At 48.6% G+C, this 22,829-nt stretch carries 23 protein-coding genes and 1 other annotated feature; of the genes, 7 read left to right on the top strand and 16 right to left on the bottom strand.

Annotated features, from left to right (window positions below; all coding sequences use genetic code 11):
- Positions 1-99 precede the first annotated feature (99 nt).
- Positions 100-354, top strand: a binding site (T-box leader).
- Between the two features lie 113 nt (positions 355-467).
- Together DWX76_RS04570 and thrH are read left to right on the top strand one after the other, a co-directional pair.
- Complete coding sequence (locus DWX76_RS04570; RefSeq protein ID WP_117796188.1) at positions 468-2,204, top strand: carbon starvation protein A; 1,737 nt, start codon at positions 468-470, stop codon at positions 2,202-2,204.
- Positions 2,205-2,540: 336 nt separating this feature from the next.
- Positions 2,541-3,143 carry a bifunctional phosphoserine phosphatase/homoserine phosphotransferase ThrH gene (gene thrH, locus DWX76_RS04575; RefSeq protein ID WP_118522639.1) on the top strand — a complete coding sequence of 201 codons (603 nt, stop codon included), beginning with the start codon at positions 2,541-2,543 and terminating at the stop codon, positions 3,141-3,143.
- A gap of 105 nt (positions 3,144-3,248) precedes the next feature.
- Here thrH and DWX76_RS04580 read toward each other — a convergent pair whose 3' ends face one another.
- From DWX76_RS04580 to DWX76_RS04600, 5 genes are all read right to left on the bottom strand, one after another.
- Positions 3,249-4,259: an NrtA/SsuA/CpmA family ABC transporter substrate-binding protein gene (locus DWX76_RS04580; RefSeq protein ID WP_333493378.1), complete on the bottom strand. Its 1,011-nt coding sequence runs from the start codon at positions 4,257-4,259 to the stop codon at positions 3,249-3,251.
- Positions 4,260-4,272: 13 nt separating this feature from the next.
- Positions 4,273-4,986 carry an ABC transporter ATP-binding protein gene (locus DWX76_RS04585; protein WP_118570191.1) on the bottom strand — a complete coding sequence of 238 codons (714 nt, stop codon included), beginning with the start codon at positions 4,984-4,986 and terminating at the stop codon, positions 4,273-4,275.
- Entirely contained in the window at positions 4,973-5,788 is an 816-nt protein-coding gene (locus DWX76_RS04590) for an ABC transporter permease (protein WP_243022450.1), read from the bottom strand. The genes DWX76_RS04585 and DWX76_RS04590 overlap by 14 nt, the downstream gene beginning before the upstream one ends.
- A gap of 46 nt (positions 5,789-5,834) precedes the next feature.
- The gene (locus tag DWX76_RS04595; RefSeq protein ID WP_118570192.1) at positions 5,835-6,479 is read right to left on the bottom strand and encodes a hypothetical protein; all 645 of its coding nucleotides are present in this window, start codon (positions 6,477-6,479) and stop codon (positions 5,835-5,837) included.
- A gap of 445 nt (positions 6,480-6,924) precedes the next feature.
- Positions 6,925-8,322 (bottom strand): sodium-dependent transporter, encoded by a 1,398-nt coding sequence (locus DWX76_RS04600; protein WP_118524520.1) that lies wholly within the window; start codon positions 8,320-8,322, stop codon positions 6,925-6,927.
- Between the two features lie 313 nt (positions 8,323-8,635).
- On the opposite strand from DWX76_RS04600, the gene DWX76_RS04605 reads away from it, so the two are divergent.
- The 4 genes from DWX76_RS04605 to DWX76_RS14920 are packed head-to-tail and all read left to right on the top strand — an operon-like array spanning position 8,636 to position 9,982.
- Positions 8,636-8,905 (top strand): hypothetical protein, encoded by a 270-nt coding sequence (locus DWX76_RS04605; protein WP_118570193.1) that lies wholly within the window; start codon positions 8,636-8,638, stop codon positions 8,903-8,905.
- 29 nt (positions 8,906-8,934) lie between these two features.
- Positions 8,935-9,246 (top strand): hypothetical protein, encoded by a 312-nt coding sequence (locus DWX76_RS14910; RefSeq protein ID WP_412693790.1) that lies wholly within the window; start codon positions 8,935-8,937, stop codon positions 9,244-9,246.
- The gene (locus tag DWX76_RS14915; protein ID WP_412693988.1) at positions 9,243-9,431 is read left to right on the top strand and encodes a hypothetical protein; all 189 of its coding nucleotides are present in this window, start codon (positions 9,243-9,245) and stop codon (positions 9,429-9,431) included. The genes DWX76_RS14910 and DWX76_RS14915 overlap by 4 nt, the downstream gene beginning before the upstream one ends.
- Positions 9,428-9,982, top strand: a complete 555-nt coding sequence (locus tag DWX76_RS14920; protein ID WP_412693989.1) for a hypothetical protein — start codon at positions 9,428-9,430, stop codon at positions 9,980-9,982. The genes DWX76_RS14915 and DWX76_RS14920 overlap by 4 nt, the downstream gene beginning before the upstream one ends.
- A gap of 235 nt (positions 9,983-10,217) precedes the next feature.
- On the opposite strand, the gene yqeB is transcribed toward DWX76_RS14920, so the two are convergent.
- From yqeB to DWX76_RS04645, 7 genes are all read right to left on the bottom strand, one after another.
- Complete coding sequence (gene yqeB, locus DWX76_RS04615) at positions 10,218-11,033, bottom strand: selenium-dependent molybdenum cofactor biosynthesis protein YqeB (protein ID WP_118293485.1); 816 nt, start codon at positions 11,031-11,033, stop codon at positions 10,218-10,220.
- 114 nt (positions 11,034-11,147) lie between these two features.
- Positions 11,148-11,378, bottom strand: a complete 231-nt coding sequence (locus DWX76_RS04620; RefSeq protein WP_118522642.1) for a DUF3343 domain-containing protein — start codon at positions 11,376-11,378, stop codon at positions 11,148-11,150.
- A gap of 16 nt (positions 11,379-11,394) precedes the next feature.
- Positions 11,395-12,534 (bottom strand): aminotransferase class V-fold PLP-dependent enzyme, encoded by a 1,140-nt coding sequence (locus DWX76_RS04625; protein ID WP_118570194.1) that lies wholly within the window; start codon positions 12,532-12,534, stop codon positions 11,395-11,397.
- Entirely contained in the window at positions 12,531-13,148 is a 618-nt protein-coding gene (yedF, locus tag DWX76_RS04630) for a sulfurtransferase-like selenium metabolism protein YedF (protein ID WP_022359082.1), read from the bottom strand. The genes DWX76_RS04625 and yedF overlap by 4 nt, the downstream gene beginning before the upstream one ends.
- Before the next feature lie 12 nt (positions 13,149-13,160).
- Positions 13,161-14,195, bottom strand: coding sequence for a selenide, water dikinase SelD (selD, locus tag DWX76_RS04635; RefSeq protein WP_118570195.1), 1,035 nt, complete (start codon positions 14,193-14,195; stop codon positions 13,161-13,163).
- A gap of 70 nt (positions 14,196-14,265) precedes the next feature.
- On the bottom strand, positions 14,266-15,036 hold the full coding sequence (yqeC, locus tag DWX76_RS04640; RefSeq protein WP_243022451.1) for a selenium cofactor biosynthesis protein YqeC: 771 nt from the start codon (positions 15,034-15,036) through the stop codon (positions 14,266-14,268).
- Complete coding sequence (locus tag DWX76_RS04645) at positions 15,015-15,365, bottom strand: arsenate reductase family protein (protein WP_022359085.1); 351 nt, start codon at positions 15,363-15,365, stop codon at positions 15,015-15,017. The genes yqeC and DWX76_RS04645 overlap by 22 nt, the downstream gene beginning before the upstream one ends.
- Before the next feature lie 417 nt (positions 15,366-15,782).
- Between DWX76_RS04645 and DWX76_RS04650 the strand changes: the two genes are divergently transcribed.
- On the top strand, positions 15,783-16,724 hold the full coding sequence (locus tag DWX76_RS04650) for an ion transporter (protein ID WP_022359086.1): 942 nt from the start codon (positions 15,783-15,785) through the stop codon (positions 16,722-16,724).
- Between the two features lie 231 nt (positions 16,725-16,955).
- Here DWX76_RS04650 and pheT read toward each other — a convergent pair whose 3' ends face one another.
- The 4 genes from pheT to iadA all read right to left on the bottom strand — a co-directional run bounded on the left by pheT (position 16,956) and on the right by iadA (position 22,747).
- Entirely contained in the window at positions 16,956-18,818 is a 1,863-nt protein-coding gene (pheT, locus tag DWX76_RS04655) for a phenylalanine--tRNA ligase subunit beta (RefSeq protein ID WP_412693990.1), read from the bottom strand.
- Positions 18,713-19,375, bottom strand: coding sequence for a YtpR family tRNA-binding protein (gene ytpR, locus DWX76_RS14925; protein WP_243021981.1), 663 nt, complete (start codon positions 19,373-19,375; stop codon positions 18,713-18,715). Before ytpR ends, pheT begins: the two co-directional genes overlap by 106 nt.
- A gap of 20 nt (positions 19,376-19,395) precedes the next feature.
- On the bottom strand, positions 19,396-20,439 hold the full coding sequence (pheS, locus tag DWX76_RS04660; protein WP_117796200.1) for a phenylalanine--tRNA ligase subunit alpha: 1,044 nt from the start codon (positions 20,437-20,439) through the stop codon (positions 19,396-19,398).
- 1,159 nt (positions 20,440-21,598) lie between these two features.
- Positions 21,599-22,747, bottom strand: a complete 1,149-nt coding sequence (iadA, locus tag DWX76_RS04675; protein WP_118570196.1) for a beta-aspartyl-peptidase — start codon at positions 22,745-22,747, stop codon at positions 21,599-21,601.
- Positions 22,748-22,829: the final 82 nt, after the last annotated feature.

A 22,829-nucleotide genomic window follows, 5' to 3' on the forward strand; every position in this document is an offset into this window, starting at 1 on the left:
TTTTTTTGTCAAAATGACGGATTTGTAAAATTTCTGTCACAAACTTCCGGCTATTTTTTCGATTGACTTTCCTTTAAAAAAGTCTATAATTCGTACTTGTAAAAAGCATTGAGCAGGACACGATTTCCAATTCTCCACGTTTTCAGAGAGCTGCCGGGCGATGAAAGACAGTAACGCCGATGGAAATTATCCCCTGTGAGCTGATCGGACAAACGCATGCAGGATACCAGTAGTCCGGTCCGGATTCCTACCGTTAAAGAGGAACATATTCAGAATGATGGATATGGCTGAGAGATCGGCTTTACAGCCGGTAAAAGAAGTGGTACCGCGGATGCTTATGCCTCCGTCTTCTTGAACTTTTAAAAGTTTCAGGAGGACGGAGGCTTTTTTGTTTCCCCGCTCCCGAAACTCCGGCAAACTGCCGGGACACTAAAAACCATTTGACCTATGGGAATGGAGGTATCTTTATGAACACATTAGTTATCGTAGTTATCGCAGCCTGTTGTCTGGCGGCTGGTTATCTGCTCTACGGCAGATGGCTCGCCCATAAATGGGGCATTGATCCAAACGCCAAAACACCGGCCGTCACAAAAGAAGATGGTCAGGACTATGTTCCGACCGATGGCTGGGTTGTATTTGCCCACCAGTTTTCATCCATCGCCGGTGCCGGTCCTGTCACCGGTGCTATTCAGGCGGCTGTCTTTGGATGGGTTCCGGTCTTTCTCTGGATCATCCTCGGCGGCATCTTTTTCGGCGCTGTTACCGATTTTGGTGCCCTGTACGCCAGCGTTAAAAATGAAGGCAAATCGATGGGACTTCTGATTGAACAGTACATTGGCAAAACCGGTAAAAAGCTGTTTCTTCTGTTCTGCTGGCTCTTTACTTTAATTGTAACCGCCGCTTTTGCCGACATGGTTGCTGGTACATTCAATGCATATGAGACGGTAGACGGCGTGACCAGCTTATCCGCTGCCGCAACTGTCAACGGCGCAGCCGGAAGCATTTCCCTTCTGTTCATTGCCTTTGCCGTTGTATTTGGACTGATTCAGAAAAAGGCTCAGTTCCATGGCTGGAAACAGACCTTGCTCGGACTTGTCTGCACGGTAGCTGCTTTCGTCATCGGCATGAACTGCCCGCTCATTACCACCAAGGCGAACTGGTCCTACATGGTATTCGCTTACATTTTCCTCGCAGCCGTTCTTCCGATGTGGCTTTTGATGGAACCGCGTGACCTGATGACAACCTTTATGTTTGCCGGTATGATTATCGGTGCCGTCGTTGGACTGCTTGTCGCACATCCGGCAATGAACCTGGCGCCTTACACTGGTTTCCACAATGAGAAATCCGGTGACCTGTTCCCGATTTTGTTTGTAACCGTTGCCTGCGGCGCCGTATCCGGTTTCCACAGCCTGGTTTCCTCGGGTACTTCCTCCAAGGCAATCACCAATGAAAAGGATATGCCGAAAGTTGGCTTCGGCGCTATGCTTCTGGAAAGTTTACTGGCTGTCCTGGCTCTGTGCGTTGCCGGTGCTGCCGCTTCCGCTGATGGCACGCCTGCAACCGGTACTCCGTTTGCTATCTTCTCCTCCGGTGTTGCCGGATTCCTGGAGATGTTCGGAATCCCAGTTTACGCTGCCCAGTGCTTTATGACGATGTGCGTCTCCGCACTTGCCCTGACAAGCCTGGATTCCGTTGCACGTATCGGACGTATGTCCTTCCAGGAGCTGTTCAGTGTCGATGACATGGAACACGCCGAAGGATGGAGAAAACTTCTCTGCAACAAATATTTTGCAACTGTTATCACCTTGGTATGCGGCTATATTTTAACCCAGATTGGCTACTCCAACATCTGGCCGCTGTTTGGCAGCGCCAACCAGCTGTTAAGCGCTCTGGTTCTCATCACCCTGTGCGTCTTCTTACGCGTCACCGGCCGCGAAAACCGCACGCTGCTGGTTCCGCTGGTTGTTATGCTGTGCGTTACCTTCACCGCACTCGTTGAGCGCTGCATCGCACTGGTAAAGGCTTACAATGCCGGAACCGCTGTCTTTATGGTAGAAGGACTGCAGCTTATCATCGCGGTTCTGCTGATGGTTCTGGGTGTCATTATTGTGGTTCATTCCGGTAAAGTACTGTTTTCGAAATCGACTGCTTCGAAGACAGAAAACGATAAAAGATCTGAAATGAATAAACCGGCGCATTGCTAATGATTTCATCAAAATCAAATTATAACCCGACTATAGGTGCCAAAAAGGGAGTCTCTCGCTCACGAAAAGAGACTCCCTTTTTTGGTATTTTTTAATTCTATTGATAACCACTCTGCTGCTATATGATGCCAACTCTTCACTTCTGAATCTTTCTCACCGCGAATAATTGGCACTTTTGTTACTGTTCACGCATACGTGCCCAGTAACGCACTTTTTTCTATTCTTTCATCTTTTCTCAAATTTCTCTGGTATTTCCCCTGCATTTCGTCTATAATAGGAAGCAAATTTTTCAACCGAGCACAGCGCTGACAGGCGTTGTATCAGACAGGAGGAAACATGGATATTGTATGTTTAGATCTAGAAGGTGTATTAGTACCGGAAATCTGGATCGCATTTGCTGAAGAAACCGGAATCCCGGAGTTAAAACGCACCACCCGCGATGAGCCGGATTATAACAAACTGATGAATTACCGTTTAAACATCCTGCGCGAGCACGGACTGGGACTCAAGGAAATTCAGGAAACGATCTCTAAAATTGATCCGCTTCCGGGCGCAAGGGAGTTTTTAGACAAATTAAAAGAAATCACTCAGGTAATCATCATCAGCGATACCTTCTCCCAGTTTGCCGGACCTCTGATGAAGAAACTTGGCTATCCGACCATCTTCTGCAACTCTCTGGTTGTCAGCGAAAATGGTGAGATTACCGATTTTAAGATGCGCTGTGAGAAATCCAAATATACAACCGTCAAAGCACTCCAGTCCTGCGGCTTCGAGACGATCGCCAGCGGCGACAGCCACAACGACCTCACCATGATTGAGGCAAGCAAGGCGGGCTTCCTCTTCCGCACGACGGAGGAGATCAAGGCAGAATATCCGCAGATTCCGGCTTATGAGACGTATGATGAGCTGTTAGAAGCGATTAAAAAGGTATTAGCGTAAACATTCCGTATTTTCATAATTGCATATGCAATCGTAAAAGCAGCCCCCGGAATCCACACTCCGGGAGCTGCTTTTCAATCGTTTATCCTCTCAAATGTTCACTGATTATTTTTCAATAAATAACTGTTTTACATCAAATGCCTCGTCGATCATGCCGGATTCATACATGAAATCAGCGGTCTTCTGGAAGCCTTCTTTGTCATCATCTGTGATCTCGGTAGAGAAATCATAGAGATCGTACATGCTTCTGACTGCATCGGTGTCCAGATCCAGCTCATCGGCTACGATCTGCATCGTCTCATCCGATTTTTCTTCCATGAAATCAGCAATCTCGGTCTGTGCTTCTTCCAGCTTCTCGATGATCTCCGGGTGCTCGTCATAGAATTTCTGTGTCACTGCCACTGCAATGATCGCCTTAATCAGGCCTTCGCCGTCGGCTACCAGGTGGTAACCCTGCTGCCCTGCATTGTAAGCAGTTGCGCCAGCAACCAGAGCCACGTCTACACTGCCGCCGTCCAGACCTGCTTTTGCATCCGGGATCGACATATTGACATAGTTAACGTCGTCGATCGTCATGCCAGCCGTTGCCAGATAGGAAACGAGAAGCTCATGCAGGTTGGTTCCGGTCGGTCCTGCGATTGTCTTTCCTCTCAGACTTTCCGGCGTCGTCAGGGACTCATCCTTAGAATACATACAGAATGCCTTCGGAGAACGGCTGTACATATTTAATACCTTGATATCCGCTCCATTTGCTGCAGACAGAATCACCGAAGTACCGCCAACCGCATACAAAACCTGCACATCGCCGGAAGCCAGCGCCTGTGTCTGATCTGCCCCGGAGGTCAGCTCCGCATAATCAACCTCAATCCCCATATCGCCAAATGTTTTTTCAAAAATACCCTGATTTTTCTCGATGATCGTCGGCACATTGAGCGGAGAAGTTACATACGTAAAGGTCAGCTTATCCAGATCAGATTCTTTCGCTGTCTCCTCCTCTGCGCTGGTTTCTGCCTCTGCCTGCGTGCTCTCAGCCGCATCTTTTGTACCGGAGCAGCCTGCCAGGGAAGCTGCGGTAAGGCAGAGTGCCATTCCCATTGCCATCCATCGTTTCATCATAATCGTTCCTCCTCTAAATAAAATGTAAATTATTTATAATATCCCTTTTCAGGGTTATCATCTCATCCTCCAAAAGATTCCTCTCTTCCTGCGGCGCCTTGACCTCATAGAGCGCCTTGACCATGCCCTTTTCAATGACCGAAATCTGGCTTCCCAGAATCAGTGCCTCATCGATGCTGTGCGTCACAAACAGAATGCTTGCACTGCGCTCCTGCTGGACGCGCAGAAGCTCTTTCTGCATCTGTTCCCTTGTAAAATAGTCAAGTGCGGCAAACGGCTCATCCATCATGATAAAGGTCGGCTCATACGCCAGCGCCCGCGCGATCGCCGCCCGCTGCTGCATTCCGCCGGAGAGCTGTGCCGGATATGCTTTTTCAAATCCAGATAATCCGACCGTGCGGATAACCGCCTCTATTTTCCCCGGATCTGTCTCCTTTTTTGAAAGCCCGAACACCACATTTTCCCAGACGGTCAACCACGGCATGAGGCGCGGTTCCTGAAAGACAAATGCCGTCTTGTGGGCGCTCTCCCAGCGGATCTCTCCGCTGTCCGCCGTCTCCAGTCCTCCGGTCAGCCGCAGAAGCGTCGTTTTCCCGCATCCGCTCTGCCCCAAAATCACAGTGATTCTCCCCGCCGGAAGCGACAGGTTGATCCCGTTTAAAACGGGAATCTCCCGGTTATCCACCAGGTATGTTTTATGAATATCAATCAGTTCAATTCCAGCCATTTTCCCCGGATCCTTTCAGCACAAATCCTATCATCCATCCAAACAGGCGATCCGTCACATATCCGACTGCCCCGATCGCCAGAATCCCCACGATCACCTTGTCGGTCCGCGACATCTGCTGCGCAAATAAAATCATATGTCCAAGCCCGGTGGACGCCGCCACCATCTCCGCACCGATAATGGCGCGCCAGCTATAGCCAAGCCCGATCCGCATTCCGACCAGAATATCTGCCATCGCATAGGGCAGAATGATGCGGAAAAATTTGCGGCGCTTCGAGTAGCCGAACATATCGCCCACTTCCAGAAGTTTCGAATCGCACCCGGTAAATCCCTTCACGATATTTAAGTACATCGGGAAAAAGGACGCCAGCACAATAATCACCGTCTTCGTCATCTCTCCGATTCCGCACCAGAGAATCAACAGCGGAATCATGCTGAGCGGCGGGACATTGCGGAAAAACTGCACAATATACTCATAGTAAACGCTGCTGCCCGGAAACAGCGCCCGGAACATTCCCAGCACAAAGGCAAACAGGAACGCAATCGCAAATCCCTTCATGACACGCAGGAAACTGATTGAAATATCCCCCCACAGTTCCCCGGTTTTCACCATTTTTAAAAAGCTCATCCACACCCGCGCCGGGGACGGCAGCACATACGCACTGACCATCTCCATGCGGCAGACCAAACACCAGATCAGAAATACCGCTCCGATTCCCAGCGCCGGACCGAAGTATTTCTGCCAATTATCCTTGAATTTCTTCGTTTCTTTCATTCTTCCCATTCTTTTGCCGCAATTCATGCATTTTCCGCTTCCTCAAGCGTTTTCCATGAACCGCAGATTTCTCTCACTCTGTCTGCACGCCATCCCCGTGATGGCATCCATCCTTACAATACAAAAGTTCCAGCAGATCCGCCTGCTTCCAGCTTCCGCTCTCCACATATGCCCGGATTTTCTCCGGACTGCTGACACTCTCTACCTTCGCCGCCTGTCCATCTTTCCGGCAGATTCCCGCAAAATACCCCGGCGGAATCGGGCTGTCTTCGATCGCCCGGACGCGCACCTCACCGCCTGCCAGACGATTCCATGCGATAAACCGCGTATTCTCAAATCCCAGCGAATTTCCAAGCACCGCAAGACTCTGGCATGGCGTCGTGATGATCTTCTCCCCATCCGCCAGATCCGGACGCGTGCTTAATTCCCGCGCACAGTGAAGTAAAATCGGCTCGATCGGGGCAACTTTCAGGTTTTCAATTCCAGATTCGTTTTCCGGCTCCTTCTGTATCTCTTCAAGCAGCCGAACCGCCTCCGGACAGCGCGCATCCGCAAGCGTCACTCTCGCCCGCAGACTAGCTTCATATCTTTCCCGGACGATCCGTCCCCAATCGCCCCGGCACTCGACCCGCGTCAGACCATGCCGTTCTAAAAAACGCTTCAGCGAATCTTCCTCACACATCCCGGCAGAAACCGGATTTATCCACAAATACTGCATTGTTTCTCCACTCTATCCAATCAGGCTACCTAGCTTTCACACCTATGCACCTAGTTTACTTCGTTTTCACGTTCCCTGCAAGTTAGTTTTTTCTAACTTGCTTATCATAGCAAAAAATCGATCTATTGTCCAGTTTTGATTGTAAACTTTTACAATTTTATAAGTTGACACTAGCCGGTAAAAATGATAAAATCGGTTTTAATAGTTCCTATTTTCCTACATCTTTAATATGTTTTATTCCGAACAGATTCCTGTTTTTATTGAATCCTATAAAAAAAGCAGGCGGACAGGGCATCAAGGATACAATTCAGGCGATCGAAAATGCCGGATATACCTATGAGATCGAGTCGGATGACCGTGAAGAATAATGGGACGCATTTTTCTATAAAAAAGGTTTTAACCAATTCTCGCACTTTCCGTGAAAATCGGCTAAAACCATTTTTCATTACAGCATATTAATAAACCCCGTCGATACCAGGAAAAGAACCAGCATGACAGCCGGCACAATATACCGGATTAAGAAGCTGTACATACCTGCTCTTGAAAAATGTTCCCCATTTTTCTCGACTTCTTCCACGATCCACTTCGGTCCGACCACCCATCCGATCAGGATGCTGGTTAAGAAGGAAATGATCGGCATAAGGAAGCTGTTGCTGATATAATCCATCACATCAAGCAGCTGTCCGGTGGAACCGTTCGGCAGCTTCAACTCAAAATACAGAACATTGTAGCCCAGACAAATGAGAACTGCCGTGATCAGGGAATAGATTCCGACCATCACACACATCTGTTTTCTCGTCTTTCCAAACACTTCCATGCAGTTGGCAACCAGCGTTTCCATGACAGAAACGCAGGATGTCAGCGCCGCAAAGCCAAGCATCAGGAAAAATGCAAGTCCCACGATATGACCGGCGCCGCCCATCGCCTGAAATACCTTTGGAAGCGAAATAAAGGTCAGACTCGGACCGGACGCCATGCCATCGCGTCCTAAAAATACAAAGACCGCCGGAATAATCATCATACCGGACAGAAGCGCCACACCTGTATCAAAAAATTCAATCTGGTTGGTCGCCTTATTCAAATCGATCTCATCTTTGACATAAGAACCATATGTTACCATAATTCCCATCGACACACTCAGTGAGAAAAAGAGCTGGCTCATCGCATCCAGCAGTACTTCCAGAAATCCTTTTACCGTCAGTCCCGTAAAATCCGGGCGCACGTAGACGAGGAATCCCTGTATTCCCGTCCGGACCGTCCCATCCGCGTCCGTGTAGGAAAGCGTCAATGAAAAAATCGCGATTCCGATGACTAACAGGATCAGTCCCGGCATGATAAAACAGGAAAATTTCTCAATTCCCTTCTCCACACCTCTGTATACAACCCAGATTGTGAGCGCCAGAAAGATTCCCGTGAAAATCAGCGGCGCATTCTTTTCCGTGATAAACGATGTAAAATATCCGTCCTCCGCCACATCCCTGCCGGATGTCGTCAAATACTCAAAGAAATATTTCGTGATCCATCCGCCGATGACCGAATAATACGTCATAATTAACATCGGAACCAGAAACGTCAGGTATCCGACAAACTTCCACTTCGGATGCAGCGTTCCAAACGCCTGCAGCGCATTCTCCTTCGTTCTTCTGCCGATCGCCACATCCGTCGTCAGAAGTACAAATCCAAATGTCGCCACCAGCACCAGATACACCAGCAGGAACAGTCCGCCTCCGTCTTTCGCACATAAATACGGAAAACGCCAGATATTTCCTACACCGACGGCACTTCCGGCTGCTGCCAGCACAAACCCCAGCGAACCGCTGAAGCTGTTTTTCTTTTTTGCCATTTACTTATAACCCCCGTGATTGTAACTTTTATGTCCGTCTCCCGAGGACATAGACAGCTTCTATTCTACCTGTTTTTATTAGAATTACAAGTATCTGCCGGCAATTTTCTCCTCAAATTTCTCCCCCTCCCGCTTTTCTTCCCAGCCGCCCCATCGTTACTGTTCACGCATCATGCCCAGTAACGGAATTTGCCGTGGCTTCGCATTTAATTTATTTTCCCCCCCTTCATCTCTACTTGCCTGCCTTATCATCTTCTGCTAAAATTAAAAAGACAAAAACAGGAATTTTCCCATGGAATGAGGCATATACACAATGAACAGCAATCAAACATTCCCGCGTCTTTGCCGGGTTTTAGAAATATACGAAGCCGATTTTGGCTGTGAAGAACGCCCGGACGGACAGGAAACGATGGTCTGTGTCCGTCTGCTGGACACAACTGAAAATGCAAACCTCTCAGAGCATCCAGAATACACGATACGCACCGCGGATCAGGCACTCTATGATGCCGGAATCAATGAGGGCGATCGCGTCTGGTTTGACCCGGAATCCGGGCAGATTGAGAAAGCGGCTGAATCACACTAAAATATAAAGAGTTACAAAGGAATATCAAAATGGAACCATTTTACTATAATCACATGAACAAGAACCAGCAAGCCGCCTACCGCGCCATGCAGCAGGGGCTTACCAATCTCTCCGACGAATTTCAGATTCCGCGCCTGGAGGGAAAGGATTTAAGCAATGTATTTTTTGAACTGCGGCTCGATCACCCGGAGATTTTCTGGGCTTCCGGCTTTAAATATAAGTATTACCCAGATTCCCCGAATCTGATCCTGATACCGGAATACCTCTTTGACAAGGGCAAGATCCGCGAACATCAGAAAGCGATGGCGCCCGCGTCGAAAAACTTGCCCGCCCAGCAATGAGGCTGACTGAACTGGAAAAAGAACGCTATATCCACGATTTTATCTGCGAACACGTTCACTATGACAAATTAAAAAAGCCCTACTCCCATGAGATCATCGGACCTCTGGGACAGGGCGTCGGCGTCTGCGAGGCATCGCCAAATCGGTCAAAATTCTTTGTGATACGCTCGGCATCTGGTGCATGATCGCGCTCTGCGGCAATAACCCTGAAAAGGGCATCAAATACCGCCATACCTGGAACATCGTCAAGATCGGGAAAACGTACTACCATCTGGACGCTACCTTCGACAACAGTCTCGGCAAATGCCTCCAGACCGGCGAGGAAATCCGCTACGATTACTTCAATCTCGACGACAAGGCGATCTTCCGCGACCACGAACCGCTCATCGCCCCGGCGCCTGCCTGCACGGACAGCGACCATTTCTATTATAAAGAAAAGAAGCTCTCCTTTACCAAACAAGAGGACGTTTACAAGCGCTCCTTACAGGCGGCCAAAAAAGGAAAAACACTGACGTTTCACTGGCGCGGCGGCTATCTGACAAAGGAAGTTCTGCGTGAACTGCTCGACCTAATCGAAAAAGCCGGAAAAGAACGGCAGAAAACAGCTTTCATTAAGCTTAACTGGCCCCAGGCAGTTCTGCGCGTCCGCTACACCGATGAGGCCATCCAGCCGATTGTCACCATGGAGGAAGCAAATGAAGGTGAAGAAACCCCGGAAGGCACAGCGTCTTTATAGTTCGCTGTGCTTTTCCGCGGAGCATTTTTTGTGTCATAGGACGAAGTTTCCTATGACATGAAGATTCTAACAATCATAGAGATCATCTTCCAAAACCAGATCCTGATGTTTATCAAAGCTGCCTGCCAAAGGAGCTTATCCAGAAAGTTTTACGCTGTTTTTTTGCTATACGTCAATGATTAGGATGAAATTTCTTAGAATTTTTCTCAAAGGAACTATTGCTATAGTCTCTCTTTTACTTCCATAACTGGGCACACACCAACTCCAGTACACTTCCCGCGATACATCTCGCCTTGTCCGAGATCAGAAAACAGTTGGAAAGTTCCTCTTTTCTCGGATCGACATCTGCTACCTTGAAATGTTCCGTCACCCGATAACCATCCCGCAAAAGACCTCGCAGAATGCCCGTGATCTGTGTCTGAACCAGAAGTTTCGTTCCGTCCTCCTGCCAAATCTCCGCGATCGTGTCCCCGGCTTCAACGATATCACCGATCACACGCACATTTTTGAAAATACCCGCTGCCTGCGCGTGAATCACCCGCTCTGCACCGTATCCACCGATCACGCCCGGAATCCCCGTATTCGGGATTGCCGCACCCTCGCGGATAATTCGCCCCAGCCGATGACCGCGCTTTGTCTCCACCACAACATCCACATCCTCACCTGCCGTAAAGCCCGGACCAAGTGCAATCGTGAGCGGTGCCATATCCCGGCGGGTTCCAAGATTTCGCTTTGCCAGAATCGCATCGATCACAACAGCCGGTTTCAGCGCTCCAATCGACACGCCTTTCGGATCAATCAAAATCGGCACGCTATTTTCCTGCCAGACCGCTTCTGCCTCCTCATATCGATCAATCCGGACAGCACGAAGCCCCTCGACCTCAGTTGTTTTTGTATAAACCGCCTCACACAGAGCTACCTGTCGCCGAATCGCCGCCGGATTTTCAATCTCCAGCACCAGCACCCGAAGCCCTGCCGCCCAGAGCCGATGAATCGTTCCAGTTGCCAGGTCACCGCCGCCGCGCACAATAATTAAATCATCTCGTTTCATGAGGATGCCTTCTCCTATCTCACTTTTGTTACTATTATTTCCATTACCTGTTTATGCAGCTTCTTCTTCAAATAATTCCTTTGATTGTGTTTTCTGCTTTTAGAGTAATTCTTTTTACTGCCACACACACGACACCTTATCATAAACAGAAGTGTCTACCCGTCCGCTCCACTGCTCCCACTCTTCCGGACGCATCCGCCACGCAAGACCACAGCCGGCAGAAATCTCCCTCGGAAGTGGAATTAAACGTCCCGGAATGCCCGTTTCCATACATCGTTTTTCCCATTCCATCGCCGCCACAGTTGTCTGAAAGGACAGTACGATAAATGGATGTTTTTCTCTCATACTACCAATTTCTCCCCTACGCTTCCTCTGCCAGTGCCCGAACTGCTTCTGCTGCCCTCTCAATCTCCTCTTCCGTATTAAAATGCGAAAAACTGAACCGCACCACTCCCTGACCGACCGTTCCAAGCGCCCGGTGCATGAGCGGCGCACAGTGTGCCCCCGCGCGGACGCAGATGCCGTATTCCTCCCAGAGTGCATCCGCCACACGTGCCGAATCTTCCCCGGCAAGGTTGAGGGAGACGATCGGCGCATGACATTTTGCCGCCGGATCTCCATACACAATGATGCCCGGAATTTCCTTTACCTGTTCGTAAAAACGGCGTGTTAAATCCCGCTCCCGTTTCTGCAATTTCTCGATCCCCTGATCCATCCGGTAACGGATGCCTGCTGCCAGCCCCGCCAGACCATGGACATTGAGCGTCCCGGCTTCGAGTGCCGTTGGCATTTCCTTCGGATGGTGTTCATCATAACTGTGAATGCCGCTGCCGCCAACCAGAAGTGGTTCCACCGAAAGTCCCGGCTTCACATACAGCCCGCCGGTTCCCTGTGGTCCCAGAAGCGCCTTGTGCCCGGTAAAACAGAGCACGTCGATTCCGAGCTTCTGCACGGAAAACAGTTCTTCCCCTGCAGTCTGCGACGCATCCACAATCAGAAGCAGTCCATTCCGTTTAACAAACGAAGAAATATAGGAAAGATCCGTCACATTTCCTGTCACGTTGGAGGCGCCGGTAATTACCACCGCACGCGTCTCTGGGCGCAGAAATGCTTCCAACTCTTCATATTTTAGATTTCCACGCGCATCCACACCCACAAAACTAAGCATCGAACCCTGATCACGCAGACGATAAAGAGGACGCAGCACCGAATTATGCTCACAGACCGTCGTGATCACGTGATCGCCCGGACGAATCAGCCCGGAAATGGCTATGTTCAGCGCCTCCGTTGCGTTTGCCGTAAAGGCAATCCGCGACGCTTCTTCCGCATCAAACAATTCTGCTGCTGCCGCACGTGCCCCGTACACCAGTCTTGAAGCATGTAAGGTTGCCTCATGCGCGCCGCGCCCCGGATTTCCTGCGGTGCGAAGCGCCTCAAGGACTGCCTGTTCCACCTGCAGCGGCTTTTGAAGCGAAGTCGCCGCATTGTCCATATAAATCATGGTTTTACCACATTTCCAGCGCCCAGCATTTTTTCAGCGATGACATACATGTTGGTTACACCGCCGACTGCCAGCTTCTCGGTCAGACCATAGAAATTCAGGCAGGTGCCGCAGGTCAGGATCTCCACACCTTCTGCCTCCAGTGTCTTCAGATCCTCCAGCATCGGAGATCCTTCACAGGTCAGACTGGCTCCGCCGTTATAGAAAAGAATGGTTTTCGGCAAGTTGTCCTGCTGGGTCAGGGCAAATGTAAATGCCTTCAAAAGCGTCTTTCCAAGTTCCTCACTGCCCTCGCCCATCTTATCATTGGCAATCACAACCACGGTATCGGTACGGCTGTCCGGAATACAGGCTTCGCATCCGGCTCCTGCCTGTGCTTTTTCCTCTTCTGTCTGTTCACCCACCGTAAAGATAACCTGATATTCCTGATCCGCCAGCTTCTTTGCACTGCTCTGATAGCCCTTCTGCTCCGCCATTTTCGTCAGATTCTGAACTGCAATCTCATTATCCACCAGCACTTCCACCTGTCCGGCACCCGAAAGTTCCTCTATCGCGTGTTTTGCCTTTACGACCGGAATCGGGCATGCGTCTCCTCTTGCATCTACTTTCTTCATTTCTGTTTCCTCCTATCCTCGTACAAAAATTTCAACCTCTCCCGGTTCCGTGATCATTCCCACGATCCGCGCCGGAAGCCCGGCGTTCTGCAGCTCCTGTTCCAGTTTCTCCGCCTCATCCGGGGCAGCTGCCATCAGAAGTCCGCCGGAGGTCTGCGGGTCAAACAAGACCTCTTCCATTGAAAACGGTACATTTTCAAACTGCACCGCCGCCCCGACATGGTTGCGGTTTCTCTGTCCTGCCGCCGTGTATAAAAACGCATCTGCCGACTCACGTGCGCCCGGAAGCACCAGGATATGCTTCACATCAATCTCGCACGACAGCCCGCGCCCCATCATTTCATGCAGATGTCCCAGGAAACCGAACCCAGTCACATCTGTGCACGCGTGAACCGTGTACTTCCGGCTGATTTCCGCCGCTGTTTTATTGAGCGTCGTCATCGACTGTACCGCTCCGTCCATCTGCTCTTTTGTCACTTCTCCGACGCGGTTTGCCGAACAAATCAGCCCAACACCCAATGCCTTTGTCAAAATCAGGCGGTCGCCCGGCTGTCCGGCATCATTGGCGTACAGCTTTTTCGGATTTACCAGTCCCGTCACGGACAAACCGTATTTCACGCCCGTGTCCGCAATCGAGTGACCGCCCGCGAGAATGCCGCCTGCTTCTGCCACCTTCTCCGCGCCGCCCTGTAAAATCTGTCCCAGAACATTCAAATCCATTGATTCCGGAAAACACACCAGATTCAGCGCCGTCTTGACCTCACCGCCCATCGCGTACACGTCGCTCAGCGCATTTGCCGCTGCAACCTGTCCAAAAATATACGGATCGTCCACCATCGGCGGGAAGAAATCAACCGTCTGTACCAGCGCCAGCTCCTCCGTAACCTGATACACTGCCGCATCGTCCCGGCTGTCATATCCGACTAAAAGATTCGGATCCTTCTCGCCGCGCGGTAGTTTTTCCAAAATGCGGCTTAAAACACCGGCTCCCAGCTTCGCCGTACAGCCGCCGCCCGTACAAAATACAATGTCCTTTTTCTCACTCATTTTTCTCACCCCTGATTTCGTTCTGTTTCTGAAAAGGAAGTTAAAATTCCCTGAATTCCGTAGCTATGTTTCAGGATATCCAGTACCTTTCTGCCATCCTCCGGCGCTCTGACGTGTCCGCCTGGTTCAGAACCACAAAAAACGAACGCCCCGATATATCTTTTCTGGCACCGTTTTCGCTACCAAGAAGCCACGCCAGAAGTTCTGGGGTCAAAGGCGTATCTTTCGAAATGGGCACTTCTTTGAGCAGTCTTTTTCCTTCTTTGGGATAAGCTGCGTCCCCATACTCGCACACATCCCTGTTCCACGCCTCAATCGCCAGTTCCGCCCGAAAGCACACCTCCCCCAGCGGACGATACAGGGCACTCAGCCCCGCAACCGCCAGCACGATATCGCTCTGCGGCAGTATCACCGGCTCATACGCCGCCGGAAATTTACACGGAAGACATTTCGCGCCATCCGCCTCCAGAAATGTGATATCTGCATCCGAAATCCACTCGCTTCGAATCGATTCTGGCAGAATTGTCAATTTTTCGTGTGGGGCTGGGGTTCCGGCTACGACATAGGTTCCCTGCTGCCAGAGACGATCGCGCTCTTTTCTGGCATTCTCCCACGCGGTATTTTCTTCCTCATTTACCACAATCCACGGCACATTTACCGGCTTCCGAATATGCGTCGTCGTCGCCGTCAGCACCCGCCATCCCTTCGCCGTGCAGTACGCCGACAGCGCATACAGAAGCGTCGTCTTTCCGCCTCCGCCAATCAGCGAAACCACGTGTCCTTTTTCACGTAAGAAAGGAAACTTCTGCTCCCAGTCCATCACCGCAACTTCTCTTCCCATTCCTTCTCCCGAAATCCCGTTAAAACAGTATCTCCATCCACAATGACAGGGCGTTTTACCAACATCCCATTGGTGGCAAGCAGCTTCAACTGTTCGTCCTCGCTCATCTGCGGCAGCTTATCCTTTAACTGCATTTCCTTATATAGCATCCCGCTCGTATTGAAAAATTTCTTGATCGGCAGCCCGCTTCTCGCCTGCCACTTCTTCAATTCCTCATACGTCGGATTTTCCTCCACGATATGGCGCTCTGTATATGAAATTTCCTGTGCATCCAGCCATTTTTTCGCTTTCTGGCAGGTACTGCATTTTGGATAATAAATAAACAGCATCGTATTCCTCCTTTGTGAGCATGCTTGCTATTATACGGCACCTTCTATTTTAAATGCGGCCGTTCTAAACAAAGCATTTTACCTTTTTAAATTACCTACAGAAATTATACCCAGACACCAGAAAGATTGCAAGGGATGCCTGAAAATGATACAATAATAATATCTGTAACTATATTCAAGTCGAACGTCCGTGAGACTTGGCGCGTGATCCTGGTCAGCGAAGCTGACATATTCCTATCAGGATCACTGCGCATCCTCGCGGAGCGTTTATCTCAGTCGGAGACAAGGCTTCCACTGAGACAAATTTGCTATTACTCACCTCCTGAAGAGGTAGGAATCTTCTCGACTGAGATACCCCCCTCTTTTATACCAACAGGGAAACACATTCACCCAAAAATTATTATAAAAATATCCACTATGAAAGAAAAAATATTTAACATCATCCAGATCGGCGACAAGAGCAACCGTATCAGCCGTGCATTCGATATTTTCATCACCTTCACGATCATCTGCAATATCATTGTCACGTTTCTGGAAACATTCGATCAATTAACATCCTTCGGTGGTCTGTTTACCATGCTGGAACATGCCAGTGTCCTGATTTTCTGTATTGAATACGCGCTGCGCATCTGGACTGCCGACTATCTCTATCCAGAAAAAACGCCGGGACGCGCCCGGTTCTGCTTTCTCATTTCCTTTGATGGAGTGGTGGATCTGCTGACGATCATCCCGGTCTTTTTTCTGTCGGGCTTCATCATTTTCCGTATGCTGCGCGTGGCGCGGATTTTCCATCTGTTCCGGCTCAATGCGAAATACGACTCGTTCAACATCATTACCACCGTACTCTATGAAAAACGGAACCAGATCATTTCCTCTGTGTTCATCGTCATGGTGCTGATGCTGGCGAGCAGCATGTGCATGTATAGTGTCGAGCACAACGCTCAGCCGGACATTTTCCGCAATGCATTCAGCGGCATCTGGTGGAGTATGTCCACGCTGCTGACCGTCGGTTACGGCGATATTTACCCGGTCACAACGCTTGGGCGCGTGATGGCGATCTGCATCGCCTACCTCGGTGTCGGTGCCGTCGCGATCCCAACCGGTATCATCAGCGCCGGATTCGTCGAACAGTACCAGCGCAAGAGCAGCCTGTCCAGCATGAAGGACGCGGATATTCAGGAAATTGCCGAGGTTTTCGTCGATAAACGGTATGCCGGAAAAACCATTGAAGAGATGGAAGAAGAGCAGAATATCAAGATATTTCTGGTGCTGCGCGATGATCTGTCGGTGCTTCCGCAGAAAAATATGGTTTTGAAATTAAATGATATTGTGATTATACGAATAGAAAATGAAGCGTAATCAAACTTATCATCAAACATTTTTTTATGAACGTGAAAAAGAATGTGCCTTGGCACATTCTCGCGCCGAGCGCGGTCGCTTGCGACATGTTTCTGCTTCGCGCGAGTGCGCATCATTGGCACGTTAGTGTCTTTTTGTGTAATAGGGAATTCCAAGGAATTTCCTATTACACAAAAAGACTGCCGTCCAAAGTTTCTCTCTCTGGGCAGCAGCCTTTTCTTTCCTTCAAAATCAGCTTCTCAGCTCAATTCCATACGTCTTATTCAGCTGTTTCAGCACTTTCTTGACATATCCGTCAACGGTATCTGCCTTGAACGCCTCTTCCTTCGGAGTGAAGAGAACGGTAAATGCCATCGATTTCTTATCGGCTGCGATCTGTCTGCCCTCGTATACGTCGAACAGGCTAACATCCTTGACGTAAGCACAAGCCTCGCGGATACAGCCCTCAACCTGTCCGCAGGTGATGTCTTTGTCCATAACCAGCGCCAGATCACGTTTTTCCTCCGGGAATTTTGGAAGCGGCTCAAATACTTTGGCTTTTCCATACCATTTCTCCAGCGCTTTCATGCTGATCTCCAACACATACGCATCTTCGCGCATTGCCTCTTCCTTCATGATCTCATATTTTACCTTACCGAGGTAACCAATCTCCTCGCCCTCGCAGAAGATCGCTGCGGTCTGATACGGATGCAGGAACGGTTTCTCTGCTTTTTCATAGTTAAAAGTAATATTTAAAACATCGGCAACTGCCTCTGCCATTCCCTTTAAGGTAAAGAAGGACTCTTCCTTGCCAAATGCACCGATGCACAGCGTCTCTCGCTCTTCCGGATATTCCGTCAGAGGCAAGGACTTCGGAATAAATGCATTTCCAATCTCGAAGATACGTCCCTCGAAGATGCCTCTCTTCTGGTTGCGTCCCATCGCATGAATCATCTGCGGTGCCAGTGTTGTTCTCATCAGGGACAGATCCTCGTTGATCGGATTCATGATGCGGATCGCCCTGCGCTCTGGCGCGTCCTCTGCAAATCCCATTTCATCCAGATCCGACGGGGAGAAGAAGGAATAGTGGATTCCCTCAAATGCGCCAACACTGCACAGCGTTCTCTTTACTTTCAGAATTGTTCTCTGACGCAGGTTGCTTCCACCGATCGTCACCTTAGCACTCGGCATGAAGGTCGATGTGATGTGATCGTAGCCGTACATACGGATCACTTCCTCGGCAACATCCGGATAATCTTCCATATCCTCGCGGTATGCCGGGAAATGCATGGTCAGTTCGTCGCCGTTGATCTCCGGCTGGAAGTTTAAGCCAGTCAGGATGCGTAAAATATCCTCGTTCGGAACGGTAATACCCAGAACAGCGTTTACCTTCTTAACACTTGTCTTGAAGGTAGTCGGCTCTAAGGAGTTTCCGGTATTTACATTTTTATGGGTCTTGGAAATCTTACCAACTCCCAGCTCCTCAACCAGGTGCAGGACACGTTTCATCGCCATCTCAGTTGTGTACTCATCGACCCCCTTAGAATATCGCTGGCTCGCGTCGGATCCCTGTCCTAATGCACGGGAGCTTCTGCGGATGTTGTCACGGGCAAATTTAGCTGCCTCAAACATCACTTCCGTCGTGGTATCACGGATCTCAGAATTTAAACCACCCATGATTCCGGCAAGTGCTACCGGCTTTTTGCCGTCGCAGATAACCAGATTGTTCGGATTTAAGGTAAATTCTTTCTCATCCAGCGTCACGATCTTCTCGCCCTCGGCCGCGCGTCTTACGTTGATCGCATTGCCCTCCAGATAATCGCAGTCAAACGCATGAAGCGGCTGACCTAACTCACGCATGATATAGTTTGTAATATCAACAATATTGGAAATGGAATTATTCCCTACCAAAGCCAGACGTCGTCTCATCCATGCCGGGGACTGACCCAGTTTTACGTCATATACATAGTGTGCAATGTAACGCGGGCAAAGATCCTGTGCCTCTACCGTTACGTTGAAGCCTTCTTTCTCAACTTTTGTCTCAGTGTAATCCAGTGCCGGCGTCTTGAGCGGCTCGCCCAGTGCGGCAGCAACCTCTCTTGCCAGACCGAAAATACTCTGGCAATCCGGACGGTTTGCGTGATAGAAACATCGAAGATCCAGTCATTTAAGCCGGTCAGCTCTTTGACATCCGAACCAATTTCCGCATCCTCCGGCAGAACCAGCAATCCGTTGTAACCAGCACCCGGATACAGATCCTCGTTTAAGCCAAGCTCGGTACCAGAACACAGCATACCCTGGGACTCATAACCTCTCAATTTACCCTTTTTAATGGTAGCCACGCCCTCGATCGTCACATGATCTTTTGCAGTTGCATATACTTTCGCGCCAATCATGGCAACTGGGAATTTTCCACCAGCTTTTACATTGTCAGCGCCACAGCAGATCTGTAAGAGTTCCGGACCACCTACATTGACCTGGCACACATGAAGATGTGTTTCCGGAATCGGCTCACAGGAGTCAACATAACCAACGACGATGCCGCTGATATCCTTGCCAACCTGCCATTTTTCTTCTACCTCAAATCCACAGTCAAAAAGCTTCTTCTCCAGCTCATCTGCGGAAATATTAATATCTACATAATCTTTTAACCAGCTTAACGGTACAAGCATTTCTAATCCTCCTGTCCTGATCAGTCATCGATCTGATCCAGCACACGCAGATCAGACTCAAAAAGCATCTTGATGTTGTTGATGCCGTATTTCAGCATTGCGATACGCTCCAGACCCAATCCGAATGCGAATCCACTGTATTTATTGGAATCAATGCCACAGTTTTCCAGTACCTTCTTATTTACCACACCAGCGCCGAGAACCTCGATCCAGCCAGTTTCCTTGCACAGACGGCAGCCCTTTCCGCCGCACTGGAAGCAGCTTACATCGACCTCGACAGACGGCTCCGTGAACGGGAAATAGGACGGACGAAGTCTCGTTTTTGTCTGCTCACCGAAAATTCTCTGAACAAACATATCCAGCATACCCTTTAAATCACACAGGGTGATGCCCTCATCAACAACCAGGCCTTCCATCTGGCTGAACATCGGAGAATGGGTCGCATCATCATCAGAACGGAATACCTTACCCGGGGAAACAACCTTGATCGGCGGTTTTTTCGCTTCCATGACATGAACCTGTCCAGCCGATGTCTGGGTACGGAGCAAGAACTCCGGAGACAGGTAGAATGTATCCTGCATATCGCGTGCCGGATGATCCTGCGGTGTATTTAAAGCCGTAAAGTTATAATAATCGGTCTCGATCTCGGTTCCCTCATATACCTCAAATCCCATAGAGGTGAAGATATCCGTCAGCTGATTGCGGACCGTCGTAACCGGATGCAGCTTGCCGTAACGGATTTTAACCGGCGGCATCGTAATATCAATCTTCTCTGATTCATAGCGCTGCTGCTGCTCTTTCTCCTTTAATTTCTGATCCAGCTCGTCAAAGAAATTGTTTGCCCACTCCTTGGCGCCGTTGATTGTCTTACCAAATTCCGCTTTCTGATCATTGGCAACATTACGCATTTCTTTCATCAGCAGACCAATTCTGCCCTGCTTATTATCCAGAAAGGTCTTCTTAAACTCATAGACACTCTTGGAAGTCGTCAGAGCATCCGCACCCTGGCGGATTTCCTCTTTGATCGCAGTGATCACTTCATTCAGTTCTTTTAAATCCTGCATGATTTCTCTCCTTCTATTACTTTTGTTGCTTTTTATCTTGATATTGCTTTAACTTGTGGACACGAATTTGTGCATAAAGGATGTTCTCTGGCACATTCGGGCGTCTCGCGCGGTCGCTTGCGACATGACATAAAAAAATCCCTTCGCACAAAACGTGCAAAGGGACGATCATATCTATACCGCGGTACCACCCAGCTTCCTGTCGGCAGGTCATTTTTTCGTCTGCCACAGACACTTTCCGGTATGTAACGTACACCAGACGGCAATGCCTACTCTAAATTTCAGCAATGCAGCTCCCGTGGGAAATTCGGATATCTGTCTGAACGGGAAAAGGCTCACAGCCGCTGACCTCTTCTCTCTGACCGGAAACAGTATCTTATAGAACACGATCATAGCTTTTGGTTTGTTTGTTTGGTTTGATTGATTTCATGTATGCAATCTGTTTATTATTTTAGGCATGTTGGTGGGAAATGTCAAGAGATTTCTTTCCTTGATATTTTCATTGATATTTTCATCTTGGTATTTTCAAATTATAAGAAATTTTACTTACTGCAAGCATTTTGCAAGCACAAAGCCCAGAAACCTCTAAAAAAGCAGATGTTTCAGTTTGAAAACTTCCGCGTAAGGAAGCTCACTGCAATCAATGCCCTAAATTTTTATATTCCCCTGTGCATGGCATTTCTGGCACATATGTCCATGAAATCAGAAACGCATGCCCTGAAGGTTGCAATCATACAGAAAGCAGACCCTATAAAAGAAAAAATCCATTTCAGCTATTATCGGCTGGCTAAAGGTATCTCAGGCATACTGTCGTATGTAAAAGAAGGGATCAGGCTATGGTTTCGGACAAAACGTCCGATATACCGTCAACTTTGCCTTAAGCTGGTCGCTTAAATAGATAAAAGAATAACTCTCCCAAGTAGTGAAAGGAATCATCCATTTATTATTTATCTCCTTCTTCTATCATATAGAATAATTATAATTCAAACATTTAGAATTGTTATTATATTTGTGGTGTATGTCAACAACTTTTTTTCTTTTTAATTCTACCAGCCGACAGCATCTCTTTTTATGCAAGGTTATCATTTTATCAACTGTATAAGCACGCAAAAAAGCACCAGCCAACTAAGTGACTGATGCTTCTCACATCTGATATCCTTTATTTTTTATAAACTGTATTCCCTTTTGCAATCACTTCAACAAGCTGAAGTTCCTGGTCGAGAATACAAAGATCCGCATCATAGCCCTCTTCAACCTTACCTTTTCCCTTAAGACAAAGAATATCTGCTGGATTCGATGTAATTGTAGAAATTGCTATTTCTAAAGGAATTTCTGTTTTAAATACACATTCCTTTACTTCCTTCAGAAGGCAGCTGGACTGTCCAACGCCCATTCCAAGGAATTTGCCATCACTACTGTACATCGGAAGGCTTCCCTGCCCGTCAGAAGAAATTGTTATGCGGTCAGGATTTACTCCTGCATCTAACATCCGTTTGATACCATTACATACACGTACCTCATCACAGATAGTTTCCCAATAGTCAATATCTTCATTTCCAGTAAAGTCTACTGCTCCGCCTTTCAGTGCATACTCAATCGACTTGCCAAAAAGCATCTCATTTCGATTGATATGTGTTGGCAGTATTTGAGTTGCCGGTATCTCTGTCTCATCGACTACTCGTTCAATCAGATCTAAGCATCTCGGACTATCGCCCAGATGAACATTTACAATGCCAGCTTTCCCGGAAAGAACACCACCAATCCTTGTATCCGCAATGACACGTGCAAATTCCTCGAAAGTCGGCTGTGAAGAACGATGATCAGAGATCGCGATTTCTCCCGTTCCAATGATTTCCTGAATCATCATAATATCTTTCACAATACTGTCAGTCAACGTGCGGACCGGAATCTGATAACTTCCGGTATAACAGTATGCAGACATTCCCTGCTCATTCAATCCTTTTGTCTTTGCAACCAGTGCACACATATCACGACCGATTCCATCTGTTCCAAGGCAGCCAACAACGGTTGTCACTCCAAACTTCGTAAGTCCTTCCATGGTTGCTTCCGGAGTACGATTGGCGAATCCGCCTTCGCCACCACCTCCGAGTACATGAACATGACTATCAATGAATCCCGGAGTTAAAAGTAGCCCCTCTCCATTGATCCTTTCTGTCTCAGAAAGAAATCCGTCTGCGGATATAGAACCCGCATCTTTAATCTTAACAATCTTATCATTGATTATAAGTACATCTTTTTTCCCCAGATGCTGTGGAGCATAAACATCAATATTCTGAATTAATTTCATCACAAATCACTCCCACTGCGACAAATTTGCTATTACTCGCCACCAAAAGAGGTGGGAGTCTTCTCGACTGAGATAAAATACA

This window comes from Clostridium sp. AF21-20LB, assembly GCF_003478795.1.
GTDB classification, from domain to species: domain Bacteria; phylum Bacillota; class Clostridia; order Lachnospirales; family Lachnospiraceae; genus Otoolea; species Otoolea fessa.